This is a genomic window from Rhodococcus spongiicola, assembly GCF_004011835.1.
Classification (GTDB): Bacteria; Actinomycetota; Actinomycetes; order Mycobacteriales; family Mycobacteriaceae; genus Prescottella; species Prescottella spongiicola.
The window spans coordinates 383,080-401,536 of record NZ_RKLN01000004.1; the positions used below are offsets into that span (position 1 = coordinate 383,080).

Annotated in this window: 17 protein-coding genes; 12 read left to right on the forward strand and 5 right to left on the reverse strand. The window is 65.5% G+C overall.

Annotated elements, in window-relative coordinates; all coding sequences use genetic code 11:
• Window positions 1–140: 140 nt before the first annotated feature.
• Window positions 141–1,790 carry a GMC oxidoreductase gene (locus EF834_RS13190; RefSeq protein WP_127947657.1) on the reverse strand — a complete coding sequence of 550 codons (1,650 nt, stop codon included), beginning with the start codon at window positions 1,788–1,790 and terminating at the stop codon, window positions 141–143.
• A 261-nt stretch (window positions 1,791–2,051) separates the two neighbouring features.
• On the opposite strand from EF834_RS13190, the gene EF834_RS13195 reads away from it, so the two are divergent.
• The gene (locus EF834_RS13195) at window positions 2,052–3,224 is read left to right on the forward strand and encodes an acyl-CoA dehydrogenase family protein (protein WP_127947658.1); all 1,173 of its coding nucleotides are present in this window, start codon (window positions 2,052–2,054) and stop codon (window positions 3,222–3,224) included.
• A 207-nt stretch (window positions 3,225–3,431) separates the two neighbouring features.
• On the opposite strand, the gene EF834_RS13200 is transcribed toward EF834_RS13195, so the two are convergent.
• Together EF834_RS13200 and EF834_RS13205 are read right to left on the reverse strand one after the other, a co-directional pair.
• Complete coding sequence (locus EF834_RS13200; RefSeq protein WP_127947659.1) at window positions 3,432–3,863, reverse strand: CBS domain-containing protein; 432 nt, start codon at window positions 3,861–3,863, stop codon at window positions 3,432–3,434.
• A 107-nt stretch (window positions 3,864–3,970) separates the two neighbouring features.
• Window positions 3,971–4,423, reverse strand: coding sequence for an Hsp20/alpha crystallin family protein (locus EF834_RS13205; protein WP_127947660.1), 453 nt, complete (start codon window positions 4,421–4,423; stop codon window positions 3,971–3,973).
• 688 nt (window positions 4,424–5,111) lie between these two features.
• Here EF834_RS13205 and EF834_RS13210 point away from each other — a divergent pair.
• From EF834_RS13210 to EF834_RS13235, 6 genes are all read left to right on the forward strand, one after another.
• Complete coding sequence (locus tag EF834_RS13210) at window positions 5,112–6,017, forward strand: VOC family protein (protein ID WP_127947661.1); 906 nt, start codon at window positions 5,112–5,114, stop codon at window positions 6,015–6,017.
• Between the two features lie 77 nt (window positions 6,018–6,094).
• Window positions 6,095–6,931, forward strand: a complete 837-nt coding sequence (locus tag EF834_RS13215) for a DUF72 domain-containing protein (protein ID WP_127947662.1) — start codon at window positions 6,095–6,097, stop codon at window positions 6,929–6,931.
• A gap of 150 nt (window positions 6,932–7,081) precedes the next feature.
• A complete protein-coding gene (locus tag EF834_RS13220; RefSeq protein WP_127947663.1) occupies window positions 7,082–8,290 on the forward strand; it encodes a lipid-transfer protein in 1,209 nt (402 codons plus the stop codon).
• Between the two features lie 222 nt (window positions 8,291–8,512).
• Window positions 8,513–8,938 (forward strand): putative copper homeostasis (lipo)protein LpqS, encoded by a 426-nt coding sequence (lpqS, locus tag EF834_RS13225; RefSeq protein WP_235871171.1) that lies wholly within the window; start codon window positions 8,513–8,515, stop codon window positions 8,936–8,938.
• Between the two features lie 105 nt (window positions 8,939–9,043).
• Complete coding sequence (locus EF834_RS13230; protein ID WP_127947664.1) at window positions 9,044–10,156, forward strand: PLP-dependent cysteine synthase family protein; 1,113 nt, start codon at window positions 9,044–9,046, stop codon at window positions 10,154–10,156.
• Window positions 10,153–11,439 (forward strand): MFS transporter, encoded by a 1,287-nt coding sequence (locus tag EF834_RS13235; protein ID WP_127947665.1) that lies wholly within the window; start codon window positions 10,153–10,155, stop codon window positions 11,437–11,439. Before EF834_RS13230 ends, EF834_RS13235 begins: the two co-directional genes overlap by 4 nt.
• A 178-nt stretch (window positions 11,440–11,617) precedes the next feature.
• Here the strand turns inward: EF834_RS13235 and EF834_RS13240 are convergent, their stop codons facing one another.
• Complete coding sequence (locus EF834_RS13240) at window positions 11,618–11,974, reverse strand: hypothetical protein (RefSeq protein ID WP_127947666.1); 357 nt, start codon at window positions 11,972–11,974, stop codon at window positions 11,618–11,620.
• Window positions 11,975–12,168: 194 nt separating this feature from the next.
• On the opposite strand from EF834_RS13240, the gene EF834_RS13245 reads away from it, so the two are divergent.
• The 4 genes from EF834_RS13245 to EF834_RS13260 all read left to right on the forward strand — a co-directional run bounded on the left by EF834_RS13245 (window position 12,169) and on the right by EF834_RS13260 (window position 15,686).
• A complete protein-coding gene (locus EF834_RS13245; protein ID WP_127947667.1) occupies window positions 12,169–13,086 on the forward strand; it encodes a mechanosensitive ion channel family protein in 918 nt (305 codons plus the stop codon).
• 142 nt (window positions 13,087–13,228) lie between these two features.
• On the forward strand, window positions 13,229–13,990 hold the full coding sequence (locus EF834_RS13250) for an SDR family NAD(P)-dependent oxidoreductase (RefSeq protein WP_127947668.1): 762 nt from the start codon (window positions 13,229–13,231) through the stop codon (window positions 13,988–13,990).
• Window positions 13,991–14,087: 97 nt separating this feature from the next.
• The gene (locus tag EF834_RS13255) at window positions 14,088–14,846 is read left to right on the forward strand and encodes a DUF6319 family protein (RefSeq protein WP_127947669.1); all 759 of its coding nucleotides are present in this window, start codon (window positions 14,088–14,090) and stop codon (window positions 14,844–14,846) included.
• A 186-nt stretch (window positions 14,847–15,032) separates the two neighbouring features.
• Complete coding sequence (locus EF834_RS13260) at window positions 15,033–15,686, forward strand: S1 family peptidase (protein ID WP_127947670.1); 654 nt, start codon at window positions 15,033–15,035, stop codon at window positions 15,684–15,686.
• Between the two features lie 34 nt (window positions 15,687–15,720).
• On the opposite strand, the gene ilvD is transcribed toward EF834_RS13260, so the two are convergent.
• A complete protein-coding gene (ilvD, locus tag EF834_RS13265) occupies window positions 15,721–17,475 on the reverse strand; it encodes a dihydroxy-acid dehydratase (RefSeq protein ID WP_408014507.1) in 1,755 nt (584 codons plus the stop codon).
• Between the two features lie 255 nt (window positions 17,476–17,730).
• On the opposite strand from ilvD, the gene EF834_RS13270 reads away from it, so the two are divergent.
• Window positions 17,731–18,426 (forward strand): type 1 glutamine amidotransferase domain-containing protein, encoded by a 696-nt coding sequence (locus EF834_RS13270; protein ID WP_127947672.1) that lies wholly within the window; start codon window positions 17,731–17,733, stop codon window positions 18,424–18,426.
• Window positions 18,427–18,457: the final 31 nt, after the last annotated feature.

Genomic DNA, 18,457 nt, shown 5'->3' on the forward strand with positions numbered 1-18,457 from the left:
GCGGTCGAGCATGGGTAGAGACTATCGCAGAACGTCCACGTCCGCGTTCCCATCGGTACCAGGGGAATATCGCACAAGCGGATATCCCCCCGGGGATAACGCGCCAGAGGATTCAGATGGGAACGCGGACGACCCGCCCTCTAGAGATCGGCGGAGATGATCTGCTCCATGTTCCGCTCGGCCAGCGCGGTGATCGTCACGAACGGGTTGACACCGACGTTGCCGGGAACGAGGGATCCGTCGACGACGTACAGGCCGGGGTATTCGGAGAGTCGACCGTAGTTGTCGGTCGCCTCGTTCAGCACGCAGCCGCCCAGCGGGTGGTACGTGAAGTTGTCGCCCCACCTCTTGTAGACGCCGAACAGGTCCGTCCGGTAGATAGTGCCCTCCCTCCTGTTGATCTTGTCGAAGACCTTCTTGGTCATGTCGATGCCCACCTGGTTCTGGGACGCGGCCCACGAGAGATCGACCGCGCCGGTGCTCGAATTGAACTGGAACCGAGCACGTTCGGGGTTCTTGGTGATGGCCAGGTACAGGCTGACGTAGGTTTCCAAGCCGGCGGGCAGGGGAGCGATCTCGGCGAAGACCGGCGCGGCCGGATCCGCCCAGTTGTCGATACCCATCGCGGGAATGGTGGCCTGCTTGGATCCGGTGGGGTGCCACATGTGGTTCGCGCGGCCGAACATGATGTTGCCGTTGTTGCCCCAGCCCTCGCCGACCTGCGACGACAGGTTCGGCAGATGCCCCTGCGCCTTCATCGAGACGAGTAGCTTGCTGGTGCCGACGCTACCGGCGGCGAAGAACACCCGGTCCGCGGTGACGACCTTGGTGGCAATGACGTTGCCCCGTTCGTCGATCTGCTCCATGGTCACGTCGTAGCCGGCACCGGAAGCAGGCGCGACCCCGGTGACCTTGTGCAGCGCGGTGATCGTCAGTTTGCCCGTGGCCGCGGCTTGTGCGAGGTAGGTCTTGTCGAGTGACTTCTTGCCGGCGTTGTTGCCGTAGATGACCTCGCCGTCGAGTCCGGATGCAGGGACCTGGCCTGCTTCCTCCTGCTTCATGTACTCGAAGTCGTACACGTTGGGTACGAAAGTCGTTGTGAAGCCGGATCGGTGAGCGGTCGTGCGGCCGGTACGCGCGAACTTGTACCAGGGCGTCGACTCGAACCAGTCCTCGTCGATGTGGTTGACGCCCAGAGCCGTGTTCGCCCGCGGGAAGTACGTGTTGTACATCGCGTTCGGGTCGACCGACGGCAGGATCTCTTCGAAGAAGTCGCGCTTCGGGGTGACGGCCATGCCGCCGTTGACGAGCGAGCCGCCGCCGACGCCGCGACCCTGGTAGACCTTGATGCCGGAGAACCGCTCGGAGTCGAGGACGCCGACGTACCTGTCGATGTTTCTGTTGATGTTGAAGCCGATGAAGTTGCTGACCGGCGCGTCGGTCCTATCGGCCAACCAGAACGAGCGCTCGTCCGGGTTGAGCATCCCGCAGAAGATCTTGCCGTCCGAGCCGGGTGTGTCCCAGCTACGCCCCATCTCGACGACCTGCGTGGGAATGCCGGCCTGTGTCAGGCGCAGTGCAGCAACGGCACCGCCGTAGCCACTGCCGATGACGAGGGCCGGCACCCGGTCGCCGTCCGAGAGGGCGCGGCGGGGGGACGCTGAGGCCGCGGTCGACGTCGACGAGAGCATGAGTGCCCCCGCGGTCAGGCCCGCGCCCGCAAGGAATCGGCGGCGTGAGACATGTGAAACTCCCCGAGTCGCACCTCGGTTCGTCCGGCTATCGCTCATGAATCTCCCCTGTCACGGTGTGGAGGGCAGCGTGTTGCTGCATGGCTGTTTGGCCAGGGTTATACCGCCGCCGGTGGTCGCTACGGGCCAGTACCGGAAAATTGGCACATCTCGGACAGGATCGGTGTGGTCTCGATTGCTGCGTCGAATGTCCTGAATCGCAGGCGATGAGGCCGTAAGAATGAACAGACGTCGCCGCAGAGTCGGCGCAGGGTCGTCAGAGAGTCGCAGAGTCGTCAGAGAGCAGAAAGCTGGAAACCAATGGGTCAGGTTCTGGATACCATCATGCAGTTCGCGGACGAGATCCGCGCCGAGGGTGCCGAGGGCGACAAGCTCATGCGGCTGACGGACAACAACGCCAAGCGCCTACGTGACGCCGGCGTCATCCGCATGCTGCAGCCGAAGGAGTTCGGCGGGCTCGAGTGCCACCCACGTGAGTTCGCCGAGACGGTGATGGCGATCGGGGCGATGGACGGCGCGACCGGCTGGGTCGCCGGCGTCGTCGGTGTCCATCCGTGGGAGTTGACGTTCTTCGACACGAAGGCGCAGGAGGAGATCTGGGGCGAGAACCCGGATATGTGGATGGCGTCGCCGTACGCCCCCATGGGCGTCGCAATTCCCGTCGACGGTGGTTACATCCTCAACGGACGGTGGTCCTTCTCGTCCGGTACGGACCACTGCGGGTGGGTCATGATCGGCGCTGCGGTCGGCGACGCGGACGGCAACCGCACCAACAGGATCATGCACGTGTTGTTGCCGCGCTCGGACTACGAGATCGACCAGGACAGCTGGAATGTCGTCGGTCTACGCGGGACGGGCTCGAAGGATTTCGTCGTCAAGGACGCGTTCGTGCCTGCGCACCGTACGCTCGACGCCGACATCGTGATGAGCGGCAACGGCTGGCGTCACGCCGGCCGCGACGAGACCCTGTACAAGTTCCCGTTCTCGGGCATCTTCCCGCTCGGCATCACGTCCTCGTTGATCGGAATCGCCGAAGGGGCGCTCGCCTGCTACATGGCAGCCCAGAAGGAACGTGTCGCGGTCACCGGAATCCCGATCATGCAGGATCCGTATGTCCTCTACGCGATCGGTGACGCAGCCGCCGAGATCAACGCGTCGCGAGTGTCGATCCTCGAGACCGTCGACCGTTTCTGGGACAAGACGGAGAAGGGCCAGGAGGTGTCCTTCGAGGAGCGTGCCATCGGCCGTCGTACCCAGGTTTCTGCGGCATGGCGAGCAGTGCGCGCAGTCGACGAGGTCTTCGCGCGCGCCGGCGGCGGTGCGATGCACCTGAAGTTCCCGATGCAGCGGTTCTGGCGAGACGCCCACGTCGGCCTGACGCACGCCATCCACGTGCCCGGCTCGATCTTCGCGTCGTCAGCTCTGACCGAACTCGGTGGCGAGCCGCAGGGCGTCCACCGCGCAATGATCTAGCACCGCCTCCTGATCGTTCGGTCCGATAACGAGAATCACGTTCTCCGGTGTCGGCTCGACGGAGACAAAGACGGCGCAGCACAGGGACTCGAGTCCCTGTGCTGCGCACTCATGGGGGCAGCTTCCTTACGGCACCTGCCTCCTGTCCCCCATGCCTCGTGTGTGCCGCCTCGTGTATGCCGCCTCGTGTATGCCTCGTGCGGTCACCTACCTGGTTTGGCCGGCGGGTGCGCAGATCGACTCCACGAACCGGCCGACGGTACGGTCGGGGAGGTGCCGAGCAAGGTCGGCCTCGCTGATCATCCCCACCAGTCTGCGCTCGTCGATCACCGGCAGACGACGGACCTGATGATCCTGCATCATCGCGAGGACGTCGTCGATCTTTGCGTCTGCATCGACGTGGAAGATGCGCCCCTGGGCAAGATCGCCGACGGTTACCTCTGCGGGATCAGCGTTCACAGCAATACATTTGAGGACGATGTCGCGGTCGGTCACGATGCCCTGCAGACGGTCGTCGTCGCCGCAGATCGGGAGCGCACCGACGTCGAGATCCCGCATGCGCTGCGCGGCAGTGGTCAGAGATTCGTGCTCGCCCACGCAGGTTGCGCCGGTATGCATGATGTCCCGAGCAGTAGCCATGGTCTTTCCTTTCTATGTGAGCGGGTTGTGCGGTTCGCCGAGGATTCGGATCCCGGCGGTAGCGCATGCAGATTGCAATCGATGCTGGTGAATCGAACTTCCAGCACCTACTTTCGGCTCATCTTCTTGACCTCGACGTGCCGTTCCTGGGAGCTCGACGCGGCGAGTGGGATCGATACCGTCAAGATCCCGTCGCCATAGGTGGCGTCGATGGAGTCCTCGTCTGCCCCGGTCGGCAGCAACATCGAGCGGTAGAAATTCCCGTACCGGAATTCCGATCGCGTGCCCTCTTCCTTCCTCTCCGCCCGCTCGGCCTTGATGGTCAACTGGCCTTCACGGACACTGATGTCCACGTCTTTGGCGGGATCCACCCCTGGCAGTTCCGCGCGAACGACGTAGCGGTCGGCATCGAGATGTTCCTCGACGCGAATCATGTGTCCTTCCATCGACGTCCAGGGCGGCATCGATTCGAAGCGGGCCACCAGATCTGACCAGTCGGGCATCATGGGCCAGTTCGGCATGAGAGCCTGCGTTGGTCGATGCGGTGAGTGAACACTCATGTTTGTCGATCTCCTTTCGGGAGAAGAAACCCGATTTCTCGCCTCCCTTGGCCTACCGCGAGCTGCGTTCAGGTATGGCGATCCCGCGTCATGGGAGGGCGGGCTCAGCGCAAGAGGCGACACCGCTTTAGCTTGGCGACACCGCAGAGCTTGCCCGTCATGCGGCACCCACTACCTACCCGCCTCGCTTTCGAACGAGGCTGCAAACAAGCTTCGATTGCGCGAAACTTGGTATCGGAGTGGGTGGATTTCGCAATTGCCAATGCTACTCACCGTGGGTGGGGTGTCAACGACACAACACCATGGTTCCGGTGGGGTGGTGAGCTTGGAATCAGATCGATATCAACGTCATGATCAACGAGTCATGCTGAGGGCTAAGCAATTTCGTTTGCCAAGTTCAGGGGCCAGTCTCCGGTCGGTGGTGCACTCGAGCGTCTGCGCACGGCACGGCTGCACACCTATCGCATCACGCTTCGGCCACGGCCACAGTCGAAGAGCTGGCCCCAAGAGGATTGCTCGGCAGCCGCGAACTCCATTGTGTGACACCGAGTCCCTTCGGATGCCACGTACCGAAGCGCAATCCTCTGTTGTCCCAACTCCTGTTGTCCCAGCGCCTCCGTTGATCAGTTCGGACACGTGGCAGTTGTTCCACCCCACGGCATCGTCCACGCAGGGGAGGATTGAAGACATGACGGAAATCCGGGGTCTCGGATACCTCAGGATTCAGAGTCGGCACGTGGCTCGCTGGCGTGAGCTCGTCGTCGACGGACTGGGCATGGCGATCGGTGGGGGACCCGATCCGGATGGGCTCTATCTGCGGGTCGACGAGCGGCGTGCACGCCTCACCGTCCAGCCGGGCGAGTCGGACAGGGCGGTGGCGGTCGGCTGGGAGGTGCGGGACGAATTCGCTCTGCGGCGCGTTCGCGAGGCCGTCGAACGCGCCGGCATCACGGTCGACGAGTTGTCCGCGGAGGAGGCCGACTACCGCGAGGCCGAGGATGTCATCGCGTTCGACGATCCGGTCGGCACCCGCCTCGAGGTCTTCTTCGGCCCGGTCCTCGACCACAGCCCGCTCGTCACGCCGTACGGCGGCCGCTGGGTCACCGGCGAACAGGGCCTCGGTCACGTCGTGCTGCCGACTGCGAAGTTCGCGGAGTCGTACGCCTTCTACACCGAGGTGCTCGGCTTCAGGCCGCGGGGTGCCCTGCGGTTGCCGGACGGGGTCTCGCGCGTCCGCTTCCTGGGCGTCAACCGCCGTCACCACAGCCTTGCGCTCTGCCCGGCGCCGCCGACCGAGCAGCCCGGCTTGATCCACCTCATGACGGAGGTCGACACCCTCGACGCCGTCGGTCAGGCGCTGGATCGCGTCGCCGAGCTCGGCTTCACGATCTCCTCGACCCTCGGACGCCACACGAACGACAAGATGGTGTCGTTCTACGTGCGCGCCCCCGGAGGCTGGGATCTCGAGTTCGGCACCGACGGCATGTTGGTCGACGAGACCTACTACACCGCCGAGGAAATCACCGCTGACAGCTACTGGGGTCACGACTGGTCTGCTTCGGAGCCGTTGGAGGCATTCGTCCCGAAGGGCTGATCGCCGGAAGGCGACATGTGCCGCGGTCCCAGGAAACCGGGCCTTGCCCGCCACCGACCGCGTCTACACTCCGGCGCATGGCCGACGTCCGTGTGGGCATCTCCGGGTGGACGTATGCGGGATGGCGCGGCGACTTCTTCCCGGAAGGACTCGTCCACCGCGAGGAGCTGCGGTATGCCTCCGAGCAGGTGACGTCGATCGAGATCAACGGGTCGTTCTACGCGCTGCAGAAGCCGTCGAGCTACGCGAAGTGGCGTGACGAGACCCCCGACGACTTCGTGTTCGCGGTGAAGGGCGGACGCTACATCACCCATGTGCGCAGGCTCTTGGACGTCGAGACGCCGCTTGCGAACTTCTTCGCGTCGGGGGTGCTGGCCTTGCGCGCCAAGCTCGGGCCGATCCTGTGGCAACTGCCGCCGAACTTGCACTTCGACGCCGAGCGCCTGGATGCGTTCCTGACTCTGCTGCCGGAGACGACGACGGACGCTTGTGCCCTCGCGGCACGTCGCGACGACAAGCTTCCCGACGAACGGGTGCTCGCCGTCACTGACGCCGAACGTCCGATCCGGCACGCCCTGGAGGTACGACACGCGAGCTTCGCGGTTCCCGAGGCCATGTCGATCGCTCGCAATCACGGTGTCGCTCTTGTCCTCGCCGACACTGCGGGGCGGTACCCGCGCATCGACGAGCAGACGACGGACTTCCGTTATGCACGACTGCACGGCGATGCGGAACTGTATGCGAGCGGCTACACCGACGCGGCGCTCGACGAGTGGGCAGCACGGGTCCGAGGATGGTTCGCGGAAGGGCAGGACGTCTTCGTCTACTTCGACAACGACATGAAGGGGCGGGCACCATTCGACGCGATGGCGCTCCTGCACCGACTGGGCGAGGACCGCCGCTCGAGGCGGTGAACTCGATGCGGTGAACTTCCTGAATCCGCGATGCGTGGCGATAACAGGTGGTACTACCAATGGGTTGTTCAACATCTGGGTTGTTCAACTTCACCGGCAAGCGGATCCTCGGACCGCCGCGCCTGAGTCCCGAAAGTGAGTTCGACACGCATGAGTAATCGCACGTTCGTCATCGGTGTGGGCATGACCAAGTTCGAGAAGATCGAGTCTCGGGACTGGGAGTACCCGGACATGGTGACCGAGGCGGTGGGCTCGGCGCTCGTCGACGCCGGGATCTCGTACGCCCGGGTGCAGCGCGCGGCGGTCGGCTACGTCTTCCAGCCGTCGGCGGCCGGCCAGCGCGCACTCTACGAGATCGGTCTGACCGGGATCCCCATCGTCAACGTCAACAACAACTGCGCCACCGGTTCGTCGGCGCTGATGATGGCTCGTGAGTGGGTGCAGGCCGGCATCGTCGATGTTGCGCTCGCGGTGGGATTCGAGAAGATGACCAAGACCGCGCTCGCCGGCACCGGTGAGTTGCCGAAGGTCACCACTCTCGACGACCACCTGAAGGTGATGACCGCGAAATACGAATGGGGCCGTGGCCCCATGACGGCGCAACTGTTCGGCAACGCAGCCCTCGAGCACATGGAGCGTTACGGCACCACCGCTTCGCAGATCGCATCCGTCGCGGTCAAGAACCACAGGCACTCGGTGAACAACCCCTACGCGCAGTTCCGTGACGAGTACACGCTGCAACAGGTGTTGGACGACAAGATGATCCACCCGCCGCTCACTCGATCGCAGTGCTCGCCCACCTCCGACGGGGCGGGCGCCGCGATCGTCGTCAGCGAGCGGTTCGTGCGGGAGCACGGGCTCGAGGACCAGGCCGTCGAGATCGTCGCGCAGGCCCTCACCACCGACACCGCGGAGGCGTTCGCAGAAAGGTCGATGATCGACGTGGTCGGCGCCCCGATGACACGTGCGGCCGCTGGCCAGGTGTTCGCCGAGTCCGGTCTGACGATCGATGACGTCGATGTCATCGAACTGCACGACTGTTTCGCGATCAACGAGATCATCACCTACGAGGGTCTCGGACTGTGCGAGAAGGGCGAGGGCGGCAAGCTCGCCGAGTCGGGTGCCACCACCTACGGCGGCAAGGTCGTGGTGAACCCGTCGGGCGGCCTGATCTCGAAGGGACATCCGCTGGGGGCGACGGGCCTGGCGCAGTGCGCCGAGCTGACGTGGCAGTTGCGTGGTCAGGCCGACGCCCGCCAGGTCGACGGCGCCCGCGTGGGTCTGCAGCACAACCTCGGCCTCGGCGGCGCGTGTGTGGTCACGCTGTACCGGGCTGGAACACTATCCGAGGAGTCGTAGCGGCCAGCGGACAGGAGGCTCGTAGGGGCCGAAACAGCCGACCACCCCGGTGCACACACCGGGGTGGTCGGCCGACCCCGATCGGCTGTCCGAAAGAGCCACCCATCCACCGGGGCCGCAGGTGACAGCTGATCCGACTGCCTTGTAAATCACAAACGTGGTATTTGATTACGTCAGTCACACCCACGGAACCTGGCCGTCGACGCTGCTACAGTCGCGGAAGTGGCAATCGCGATACGCCCCCCGGGTATTCGGATGGTCGTCGCTGTCGCCGCCACTCTCTATCTGCTAGCTCACACGATCGCGCAGTGCGGCGTCTCCTTCGGCGACGATTACGCCGGTGAGAACGTTCACATCGCCTCGTTCTCGTCCTCGTCCACGCTGCTCGCCCATGAAGGAGCACCTGGGCACGCGCACATCGACGAAGGCTCCGCTCCTCTCTCGCACGAGGCCCACACGGTCGTGGCCATGCCTCGCTCGGACAATCAGCTGCGGACGCTGGCCCTCGCCGCTGTCGGCGCGATCGCGCTCGCTGCCGCCGTGGTGTTTGTGCTGAATGCCTGGACACCCCTGACGCCGCGGAGCCCGCCGTCACCCGCCCGGCCCGGCCGGACCGTCTTGAACGAACTCTGTATCAACAGGTGCTGATCGGCAGCCCGGAGGCCCGGGGAGAACTTCTCCGTAGGGCCTACGTGTACTGCCCATTTCACCCATGCACTGCAACTGATGCAGTCGGATACAGAGATAATCCCCATGAGCAATTCCCTTTCCACCACCCTGGTTCCGCCCTCGTCTGCCCACCTGCTGACAACCGCGAACCGCTGTCCCCAACCGAGCACCATGGTCGGCAACACCCCGGTCCTGTGGATCGACCAACCCTTCGCCGACGCCGGTCGCGGCTTCTGGGCGAAACTCGAAGGCGCCAACCCCGGCGGAATGAAGGATCGCCCCGCCCTGCACATGGTCGAACAGGCCAAGGCCCGCGGAGACCTCGCCCCCGGCGCCATGATCATCGAATCCACCAGCGGGACGCTGGGTCTGGGCCTGGCGCTGGCCGGGGTCGTCCACCATCACCCGGTCACCCTCGTCACCGACCCGGGACTCGAACCGATCCTGCACCGGATGCTGTCCGCCTACGGCGCCAACGTGGAGCTGGTCACCGACCCGCACCCCACCGGCGGCTGGCAACAGGCCCGACGCGACAGGGTCACCGAACTTCTGGACGCCCATCCGGGATCGTGGTGCCCGGATCAATACACCAACCCCGACAACGTCGACGCCTACCACTCGCTTGCCCTTGAACTCATCGCCCAACTCGGCCGGGTCGACGTGCTGGTCTGCTCAGTGGGCACCGGAGGGCACTCCGCGGGCGTGGCTCGAAAGCTGCGGCAGTTCTGCCCGGATCTGAAACTGGTCGGGGTGGACACCGTCGGGTCGACCATCTTCGGGCAACCCGCCCGCAACCGTCTCATGCGCGGGTTGGGCTCGAGCATCTACCCCGACAACATCGATTACGCCGCCTTCGACGAGGTGCATTGGGTGGCCCCCCACGAGGCGGTCTGGTCCTGCCGCACCCTGGCGTCCACCCACTACGCCAGTGGGGGCTGGAGTGTGGGGGCGGTGGCCCTCACTGCCGGGTGGATCGCCCGTACCAGCGCACCGGAGACCCGGGTCGCGGCCATCTTCCCGGACGGCCCCCAGCGCTACTTCGACACCGTCTACAACGACGACTACTGCGCCGAGCACGGCCTGCTCGGGGAAGCCCCGCCCACCGAGCCGGCCACCATCGACCACCCGGCCGACCGGGTCGTCCAGTCCTGGACTCGGTGTGCCACCGTCATCAACCCCACCGAGGCCGCTGCATGACCAACCTCGTCGCTCAGTTCCGGAGCTTCGACCGGCCCGCCCAAGTACTGATGGTGAACCAGTTCTCCATCAACGTCGGTTTCTACATGCTGATGCCCTATCTGGCCGGATACCTGGCGGGCCCACTCGGGCTCGCGGCGTGGGCGGTCGGGTTGGTGCTCGGAGTGCGCAACTTCTCCCAGCAGGGCATGTTCCTGGTGGGCGGCACCCTGGCCGACCGGCTCGGGTACAAGCCGCTCATCGTCGCCGGCTGCGTGCTGCGGGTAGGCGGGTTCGTGCTTCTCGCCGCGGTCGAGTCGTTGCCCGCGATCCTGATCGCGTCGGCGGCCACCGGGTTCGCCGGCGCCCTGTTCAACCCTGCGGTGCGCGCCTACCTCGCCGCTGACGCCGGTCCGCGCAGGGTGGAAGCGTTCGCTGTTTTCAACGTCTTCTACCAGGCCGGGATTCTGCTCGGACCGCTGATCGGCCTCGCGCTGACCGTCCTCGATTTCCGGATCACCGCGCTGGCGGCGGCCGCGGTCTTCGGTGTTTTGACCGTCGTGCAAATCTTGGCGCTGCCGGCCCACCGGGCTGAACCGGTCACCGAGAAGTCCTCGGTGCTCGACGACTGGCGGGTGGTGGCGAAGAACCGGTCCTTCGTGCTGTTTGCCGTTGCGATGATCGGGTCCTACGTGCTGACCTTCCAGGTCTATCTTGCGTTGCCGCTGCAGGCGGCGGTGGTGGTCGGCGACGGTCGGTCGGACACGGCACTGGTGACATCGCTGTTCGTGGTCTCCGGCATCGTGGCGATCGTCGGCCAGTTACGCATCACCTCCTGGTTCTCCCGCCGCTGGGGGTCGGGCCGGTCCCTGGTGATCGGCATGATGATCATGGCGGCGGCGTTCGTGCCGCTGATCCTGGTTCCCGGGCCGGGCGGCGGCCCGGTCGCCGCGGGCGCCCTGATCCTGACCGCCGCCTTGCTTGCCGTCGGCACGGCCGCGGTGTTCCCGTTCGAGATGGACACCGTCGTCGCGCTGTCCGGGGGCAGGCTGGTCGCCACCCACTACGGGTTCTACAACACCATCGTCGGAATCGGGATCCTGCTCGGCAACCTCGGCACAGGTGCGGTCTTCGGGTTCCTCAGTGGTGCGCAGCTGGGGTCTTTGATCTGGGTGGCCCTCGCTGGTGTCGGCGGCGCCTGCGTGACCGTGCTGTTCTTCCTGGAGCGGTCCGGAGGGCTGCGCCCGCCCCCGGACCGGGCTCTCGACAATCAGGACGCCGACGAGGTCAAAGCCGTCGGCTAGCAACCCGGTGGCGCAACGCCCTCGGTAGAAGTCGACCGACTGGACGTCGAGTCGGCTGTACGTCGATTCGGAGTCGATGCGGACAGGAGGGGCACTCGCTGCGATTGAACTGCTCCCCGGAGTTGGACTGTGAATTCAGGACCGGCTTCCGGGGAGCAGCGTCGTGTATGCGGGGCGATCAGCTTTCCGGGCCGTCGACCACGCTGCCGTAGTTGCTGCCCGCACTGCCGCCCCCGGAGCTGCCTGGTGCGATGATCACGCTGCCTACGCTGCCCACACCGCCGGCGCTGCCCAGGCTTCCCGTGGCGCCGGGGTCCATGACGGGGAAGTCGAACAGTTCGACGAGCGAAGCCAGGATGTCAGGAAGGGGGAAGGGCGCGTCCAGGACCGGGAGGCTGGGCGCCGAGGACGACGACGCTGTGGCTGTGGCCGGAGCTACCGCCATCATTGCTGCCGCTCCTGCGGCCACAGCGGCCGCCGCGACCGCCGGCCGCATCCGGGATCGGCGGGTCATCGAGTTGTTCTCCACTGCCATCGTTCGAGCTCCCCTCTATGGACCTGGTAAGTAAGGAATACAGACTTGGGAAGTATGAAATACGACAACGGTGATCTCGGTGGGCAAAACGGGTCATATTCACCTCCGGGTTAGCCCGGAAGGTGCCCGTCGAAGTCAGTGGCCGCGGCCTCACGGCGTTGCGGCGCCGGAGACCTTCCGTAGGGTTGACGGGGATGACGTACGAACCGACTGCAATGGAACTGACCGACACCACACGAATGTGGTTGATCGAGCGCCCCATCGAAATCGCGGTCTACGTCGTGGTTGCCTTGGTGCTGCGTTTCGTGCTCCACCGTCTCATCGATCGAGCCACGCGGGATGTACCCGACCGAGAGCCACGGCTGCTCCGCCCGTTCAAGGAACGGACCCCTGCCGGCGCCCGAGACTCGATCATCGGGCAGCGGCGGGCCCAGCGAGCTCGGACCATCGGGTCGGTACTCAAGTCGGGCATCTCGATAGTCACGCTCGCCTGGTGCGTACTGCAGATTCTCACGGTCTTCGACGTCAATGTCGCGCCGCTCGTCGCGTCCGCTGGTGTCGTGGGGGTGGCTCTCGGTTTCGGCGCGCAGAATCTGGTGCGAGACTTCCTGACCGGCATGTTCATGCTGCTCGAGGACCAGTACGGAGTGGGCGACATCGTCGACGTCGGTGATGCGGTCGGCACTGTCGAAACCGTCGGCCTGCGTGTCACGACGATCCGCGATCTGAGCGGAACCTTGTGGTACTGCCGCAACGGCGAGATCGCGAGGGTCGGCAACATGAGCCAGGGTCATGCCGTCGCGGTGATCGACGTACCGATCGCTCACAGCGCCTCCGTTCCGAATGCAACCGAAATCGCGCTCACCGCTGCACTCGCCGCAGCCGAGGACGACACGATCGCAGACTCGGTGCTCGACCAGCCGGAGATGCTGGGCGTCAACGATGTGACGGCGGAAGCGGTGATGCTCAGGCTCACCGCGCGGGTCAAGCCTGGCCGGCAGTGGGCCGTTCAACGGCACATCACCCAAGCGGTGCTCACCGCGTTCGACGAGCAGGACATCGAAGCTCCGTTCGCGTTGCTGTCCTCGGCGCGAGCGAGCGCGCGGGACTGACCGGAACTGGCTGCTATGGCCAGCCCAGGAGTTGGCGCCTCGAATTTCCCCAAAGCGCTTCGTCAAGCAAATGCTTGGCCAGAGAATGGAGTTCAGTTTCATCGCATTTTCCTAGTTCACGAGACTTTGAGGGCGAACACACATGGGCAAGCTCGACGGCAAAATCGCGCTGATCACGGGCGCTGGACAGGGTATCGGTCGGGGTATCGCGCACGCGCTGGCCAAGGAGGGCGTCGCAATAGCTGTGGTCGGCCGCACCGAGGCCAAGCTCGTCAAGACAGTCGAACAGATCGAGTCCTACGGCGGCAGGGCAACAGCGATCCGGTGCGACGTGAGCGACGCCGATGACATCACGGCCGCGGTCGAACGCACCCTCGAGCACTTCGGCGGTATCGACATTCTCGTCAATAACGCCAACGACGTTGGCCCCGGCCCCTTGCTGTCGGTCAAGGACGAGGACTTCGAGCGCGGGTTCGCGACCGGCCCCCTCGCGACGCTGCGCCTGATGCGCGCGTGTCACCCGACCATGAAGGAGCGCGGCGGCGGATCGATCATCAACCTGGTGACCTCGGCCTCGGTGCGCTGGGACGCGAGCAACTACGGAGCCTATGCCGCGACCAAGGAGGCTATGCGGGCGTTGACGCGAGCTGCCGCCTGCGAATGGGGTGTCGACGGGATCCGCGTCAATGCCATCGCCCCACATGCCCTGTCGCCGGCCCTCGAATGGTGGATCAACAAGTACCCCGCCGAAGCAGAGGAGTTCCGGGCCGGCATTCCGCTGCGTCGAATCGGTGACGCGGAGTCCGACATCGGGCGGGCCGTCGTCTTCCTGGTCGGTGACGACGCCGGGTACCTCACAGGCGCGACGGTTCCGCTTGACGGAGGCCAGTCCCGCTGGGGGTGACGGCCGCAACGGCTGTCGGAGGGCTGTGGAAGAGTGTCCGATGCTTGAACTTTCGGTAGGCATCAGAACTTTCGGTAGGTATCAGGAGGACACCATCATGCCGTCCCGCAGCCGTTCCGGGACGCCGGAACATCTAACCGCGGAGAACCTGGAAACGCTGGCCGCGGCCCTGGCTGAGGGCAAGCGCGCCACCGTCTATCTGCGTGAGGCCACCCCGAGCCTCGGCATCGAGGCCGGATGCTCGGCCAAGGTCGTTTCGGTCGAAGGGAAGACGGTCGTTATCCGCCCCAAAGGAGTCAATGACGAACTGCCCTTCGAGGCCGAGGAATTGCGCATGACCCGCATGCCTCCCGAGCCGGCCGCACCAGCGAGGTCCACTCCGCGCCCGGCGGTGCAGCGCAAGCCCGCGTTGGCTCCGGACGCCGTGGCGCCGACGCCCACCTCAGCTTCGAAGCCTCCCTCGGTTCCGAAGGCTCCTTCAGCTCCGAAGTCTTCGCCTCCGAAGTCTTCGCCCGAGCCGGTCGCAAAAACACCAGCTGCGGTCTCGACACCGACGCCGACCCCGCGGCGCGGTAAGAAGGCGCAGGGCGGAGTGAGCGTGACGATCCATGCGGGACCTGACAACGAGTGGACGGTCACCGTCGTAAACGGCGCGAAGCGGCCGAGTAAGGCGGTTCCCGTTACCGCGGAGGCGGTCGACCGGGCCGTGCGCGAACTCGGGGAGCCGACTGCCGTTGAGGCGGTCCAATCGGTCATCTCGGAGGCTCGGGAGGCCACGGTGCAGCGAATTGCCGCGTTGTCGAAGGAACTCGACGACGCGCGTCGGGCGCTCGAAGCGCTCGGAGCGACGTCCTAGTACGCGATTCGGTGACGATCGGATCAAGGGCGCCCAGCGACTGACCGTCCGGTGGGAAAGTTGCGGATAGAGTGTCCCGCCTACTCGGCGCCACCGGCGTCGAGGGCGTGCAGGCAAAGGTGAAAGCAGGCATGTGGCGGTGATCGACCGAACGGCACATCCGCATCGCCAACCGGGAGGGGCGACATGCTCAAGCGACTTTCCTTGATCTTCGCAAGTTTGGCGTTGATCGCCGCCACCATCGGGATAGGCACCGCGAGCGCTGCACCGCCGACGCCCATGGGCGGTGGATCCGGGATCGTGATCGACAACACGTACGAGTGCACGCTCACCACGATCGGGCATGACAACGCCGGACGGCTCGTCGGCATCACGGCCGGGCACTGCGGCGAGGTCGGCTGGCCGGTGGTTTCCGAGTCCGATCCTGGTGCCGGTGTCGTGGGCAGGTTCGTCGTGTCCAATCCCGAGTACGACTACGCGGTCATCGAGTTCGACCCCGCGAAGGTCACGCCGGTCGACACCATCGGACGGGTCACCATCGATCGCATCGGTACGCCCGCCCAGTTCCCGACGGTCGCTTGCAAGCAGGGCCGCACCACCGGTCACACGTGCGGTGTCGTCTACGGCGATCTGCTGCAAACCCAGGAGACGTGGACTCAGATGTGCGTCGTCGAGGGCGACTCGGGATCACCGGTCGTCGTCGGCACCACACTGGTTGCGATGGTGAACGCCTACCTGGCCGTCGCCTGCTTCGGGCCCGAGCTGGGCACGAACATGACCCCGATTCTCAACCAACTCAATGCGGCTGACGGGGTGGGAGCCGGCTTCACGCCGATCTGACCTGATCGATCCTCCGACGGTGCCGTGTGCGGGTTCAGCCGCACACGGCACCGTCGCTAGCGGACCCGACGAGTTTGGTGTACTTGGCCAGCACGCCCCGCGTGTAGCGGGGAGGTAGGGGCTCCCATGCGCTGCCCCGGGAGGCGAGTTCCTTCTCGTCGACGAGGAGGTCGAGGACACCGTTCGCGACATCCAGGCGGATCCGGTCGCCGTCGCGAACGAACGCGATCGGTCCGGCGTCCACCGCCTCCGGCGCCACGTGCCCCACGCACAGGCCCGTGGTACCGCCGGAGAACCGGCCGTCGGTCAGCAGCAGCACGTCCTTGCCGAGGCCGGCGCCCTTGATGGCGGCGGTGATCGCCAGCATCTCGCGCATGCCCGGACCGCCCTTGGGACCCTCGTAGCGAATCACGACGACGTCGCCGGCGGTGATGGTGCCGTCCTCCAGTGCGTCCATCGCGGCTCGTTCACGATCGAAGACCCTCGCCGTGCCCTCGAACACGGATGAATCGAAACCGGCCGATTTCACCACCGCGCCTTCCGGCGCCAGCGACCCCTTCAGGATCGTGATGCCGCCGGTCGGGTGGATCGGTGACGACAGCGCGCGCAGCACCTTGCCGTCGGGGTCGGGTGGCGCGATGTCGGCGAGGTTCTCGGCGAGGGTCCGTCCAGTGACGGTGAGACAATCGCCGTGCAGCAGGCCGGCGTCCAACAGCGCCCTCATGATCACCGGCACGCCACCGATGCGATCGACGTCGATCATGACGTGGCGGCCGAACGGTTTGACGTCCGCCAGGTGCGGGACGCGGGCGCCGATCCGCGAGAAGTCGTCGAGTGAGAGCGGGACCCCCGCCTCACGGGCGATCCCGAGAAGGTGCAGGACCGCGTTGGTGGAACCACCGAACGCCATGACGACGGCGATCGCGTTGTCGAACGCTTCCTTGGTGAGGATATCGGCGGTGGTAATACCCCGCCTGAGCAACTCCACGACGGCCTCGCCGCTGCGTCGGGCGAATGCGTCTCGGCGTCGGTCGGTGGCGGGGGGAGCGGCGCTGCCGGGAAGGGACATGCCAAGTGCCTCGGCGGCGCACGCCATGGTGTTCGCGGTGTACATGCCGCCGCATGCGCCCTCACCGGGGCAGATGGCGCGTTCGATCGCGTCGACGTCCTCGCGGCTCATGAGCCCACGCGAGCAGGCTCCGACGGCCTCGAACGCGTCGATGATCGTGACTTCCTTCTCGGTGCCGTCGGAAAGTTTCGCGATGCCCGGCAGGATTGATCCGGCGTACAGGAACACATTGGCGAGGTTCAGCCGAGCGGCCGCCATGAGCATGCCCGGCAGGGACTTGTCGCAGCCGGCGAGCAGGATCGATCCGTCGAGTCGTTCGGCCTGCATGACCGTCTCGACGCTGTCGGCGATGACCTCTCTGGACACCAGCGAGAAGTGCATGCCCTCATGGCCCATCGAGATCCCGTCGGACACCGAGATGGTGCCGAACTCGAGCGGATAGCCGCCCGCCGCGAACACCCCGTCCTTGCACGCCTCGGCGAGTCGGTCCAAGGACAGGTTGCACGGGGTGATCTCGTTCCACGACGAGCCGATTCCGATCTGCGGCTTGTCCCAGTCGTCGTCGCTCATGCCGACTGCCCGCAGCATGCCGCGGGCGGCAGTTTTCTCGAGCCCGTCGGTGACGTCTCGGCTGCGGGGCTTGATGTCCGGTTTTTCCTGCGAGGTGGTCACAACGGTGCTCCCAACGATTGACGGTCGCGGATGGGTGCCGTGGTCCATGTAACCACTGCGAGGGGGTCAAGGGGAGTGTTGATTTTCAACTCATGCTGCCGGCGAGCTCTGCGCGTTGCGATGTCCCCTGATCGGAACGCTTCAACCGGGTCCAGCCAAGTAGCTTGCCGGGCCGATTTGGCGCACCGCGCCGTGCTGATTTGGCGCACGGCGCCGTGCTGATTTGGCGCACGGCGCCGTGGGAATACCGCGGGCTCTTCTGCGTTGCACCACGAGTCTGTACAGCCGAACTAAGGATCTTCCATGACGCGAGTGTTGTTCGTTGTCACTGCAGCCGACCACTGGACTTTGGCCGACGGAACGGCCCATCCGACCGGGTACTGGGCGGAGGAGCTAGTCGAATCCCTCCGCGTATTCGAGGACGCGGGGTATGACGTCGTGATCACGACTCCGGGAGGCAAGGCACCGGTGGTCGACCAGACCAGTCTGGCAGCCGAAGTGAATGGAGGTGAGGAGCGTGCCGAGGAGCTGAAGGATTACCTTGCCCGGCTGAAACCGCGTCTCGATTCACCCGCAGTCCTCGAGGACGCCGACGAAAAGGACTTCGACCTGGTGTTCGTGCCGGGCGGCCACGGTCCGATGGAGGACCTGGCGGTGTCCGAATCGTTCGGTGATCTGCTCGTCAAGTTCTTCGATGCGGGGAAAGTGATCTCCGCCGTCTGTCACGCGCCCGCCGCTCTGTTGCCGGCCAAGAAGGCCGACGGTTCATGGCTCTTCGACGGCTACGAGCTCACCGCGTTCACCAACGAGGAGGAGACACAGGCCGGTCTCGCGGAGAAGGCCCGCTGGCTTCTCGAAGACCGTTTGCGCGAGCAGGGGGCGGTTTTCGATGCGGTTGCTGCCTGGGCTCCGCACGTGGTCGTGGACCGCAAGCTGTACACGGGCCAGAACCCGGCGTCGTCGCGGCCGCTCGCCGAACGCATCGTCGCCGACCTGTAGAGGCTCCTTGGTCATCACTCCGGAAGTGACT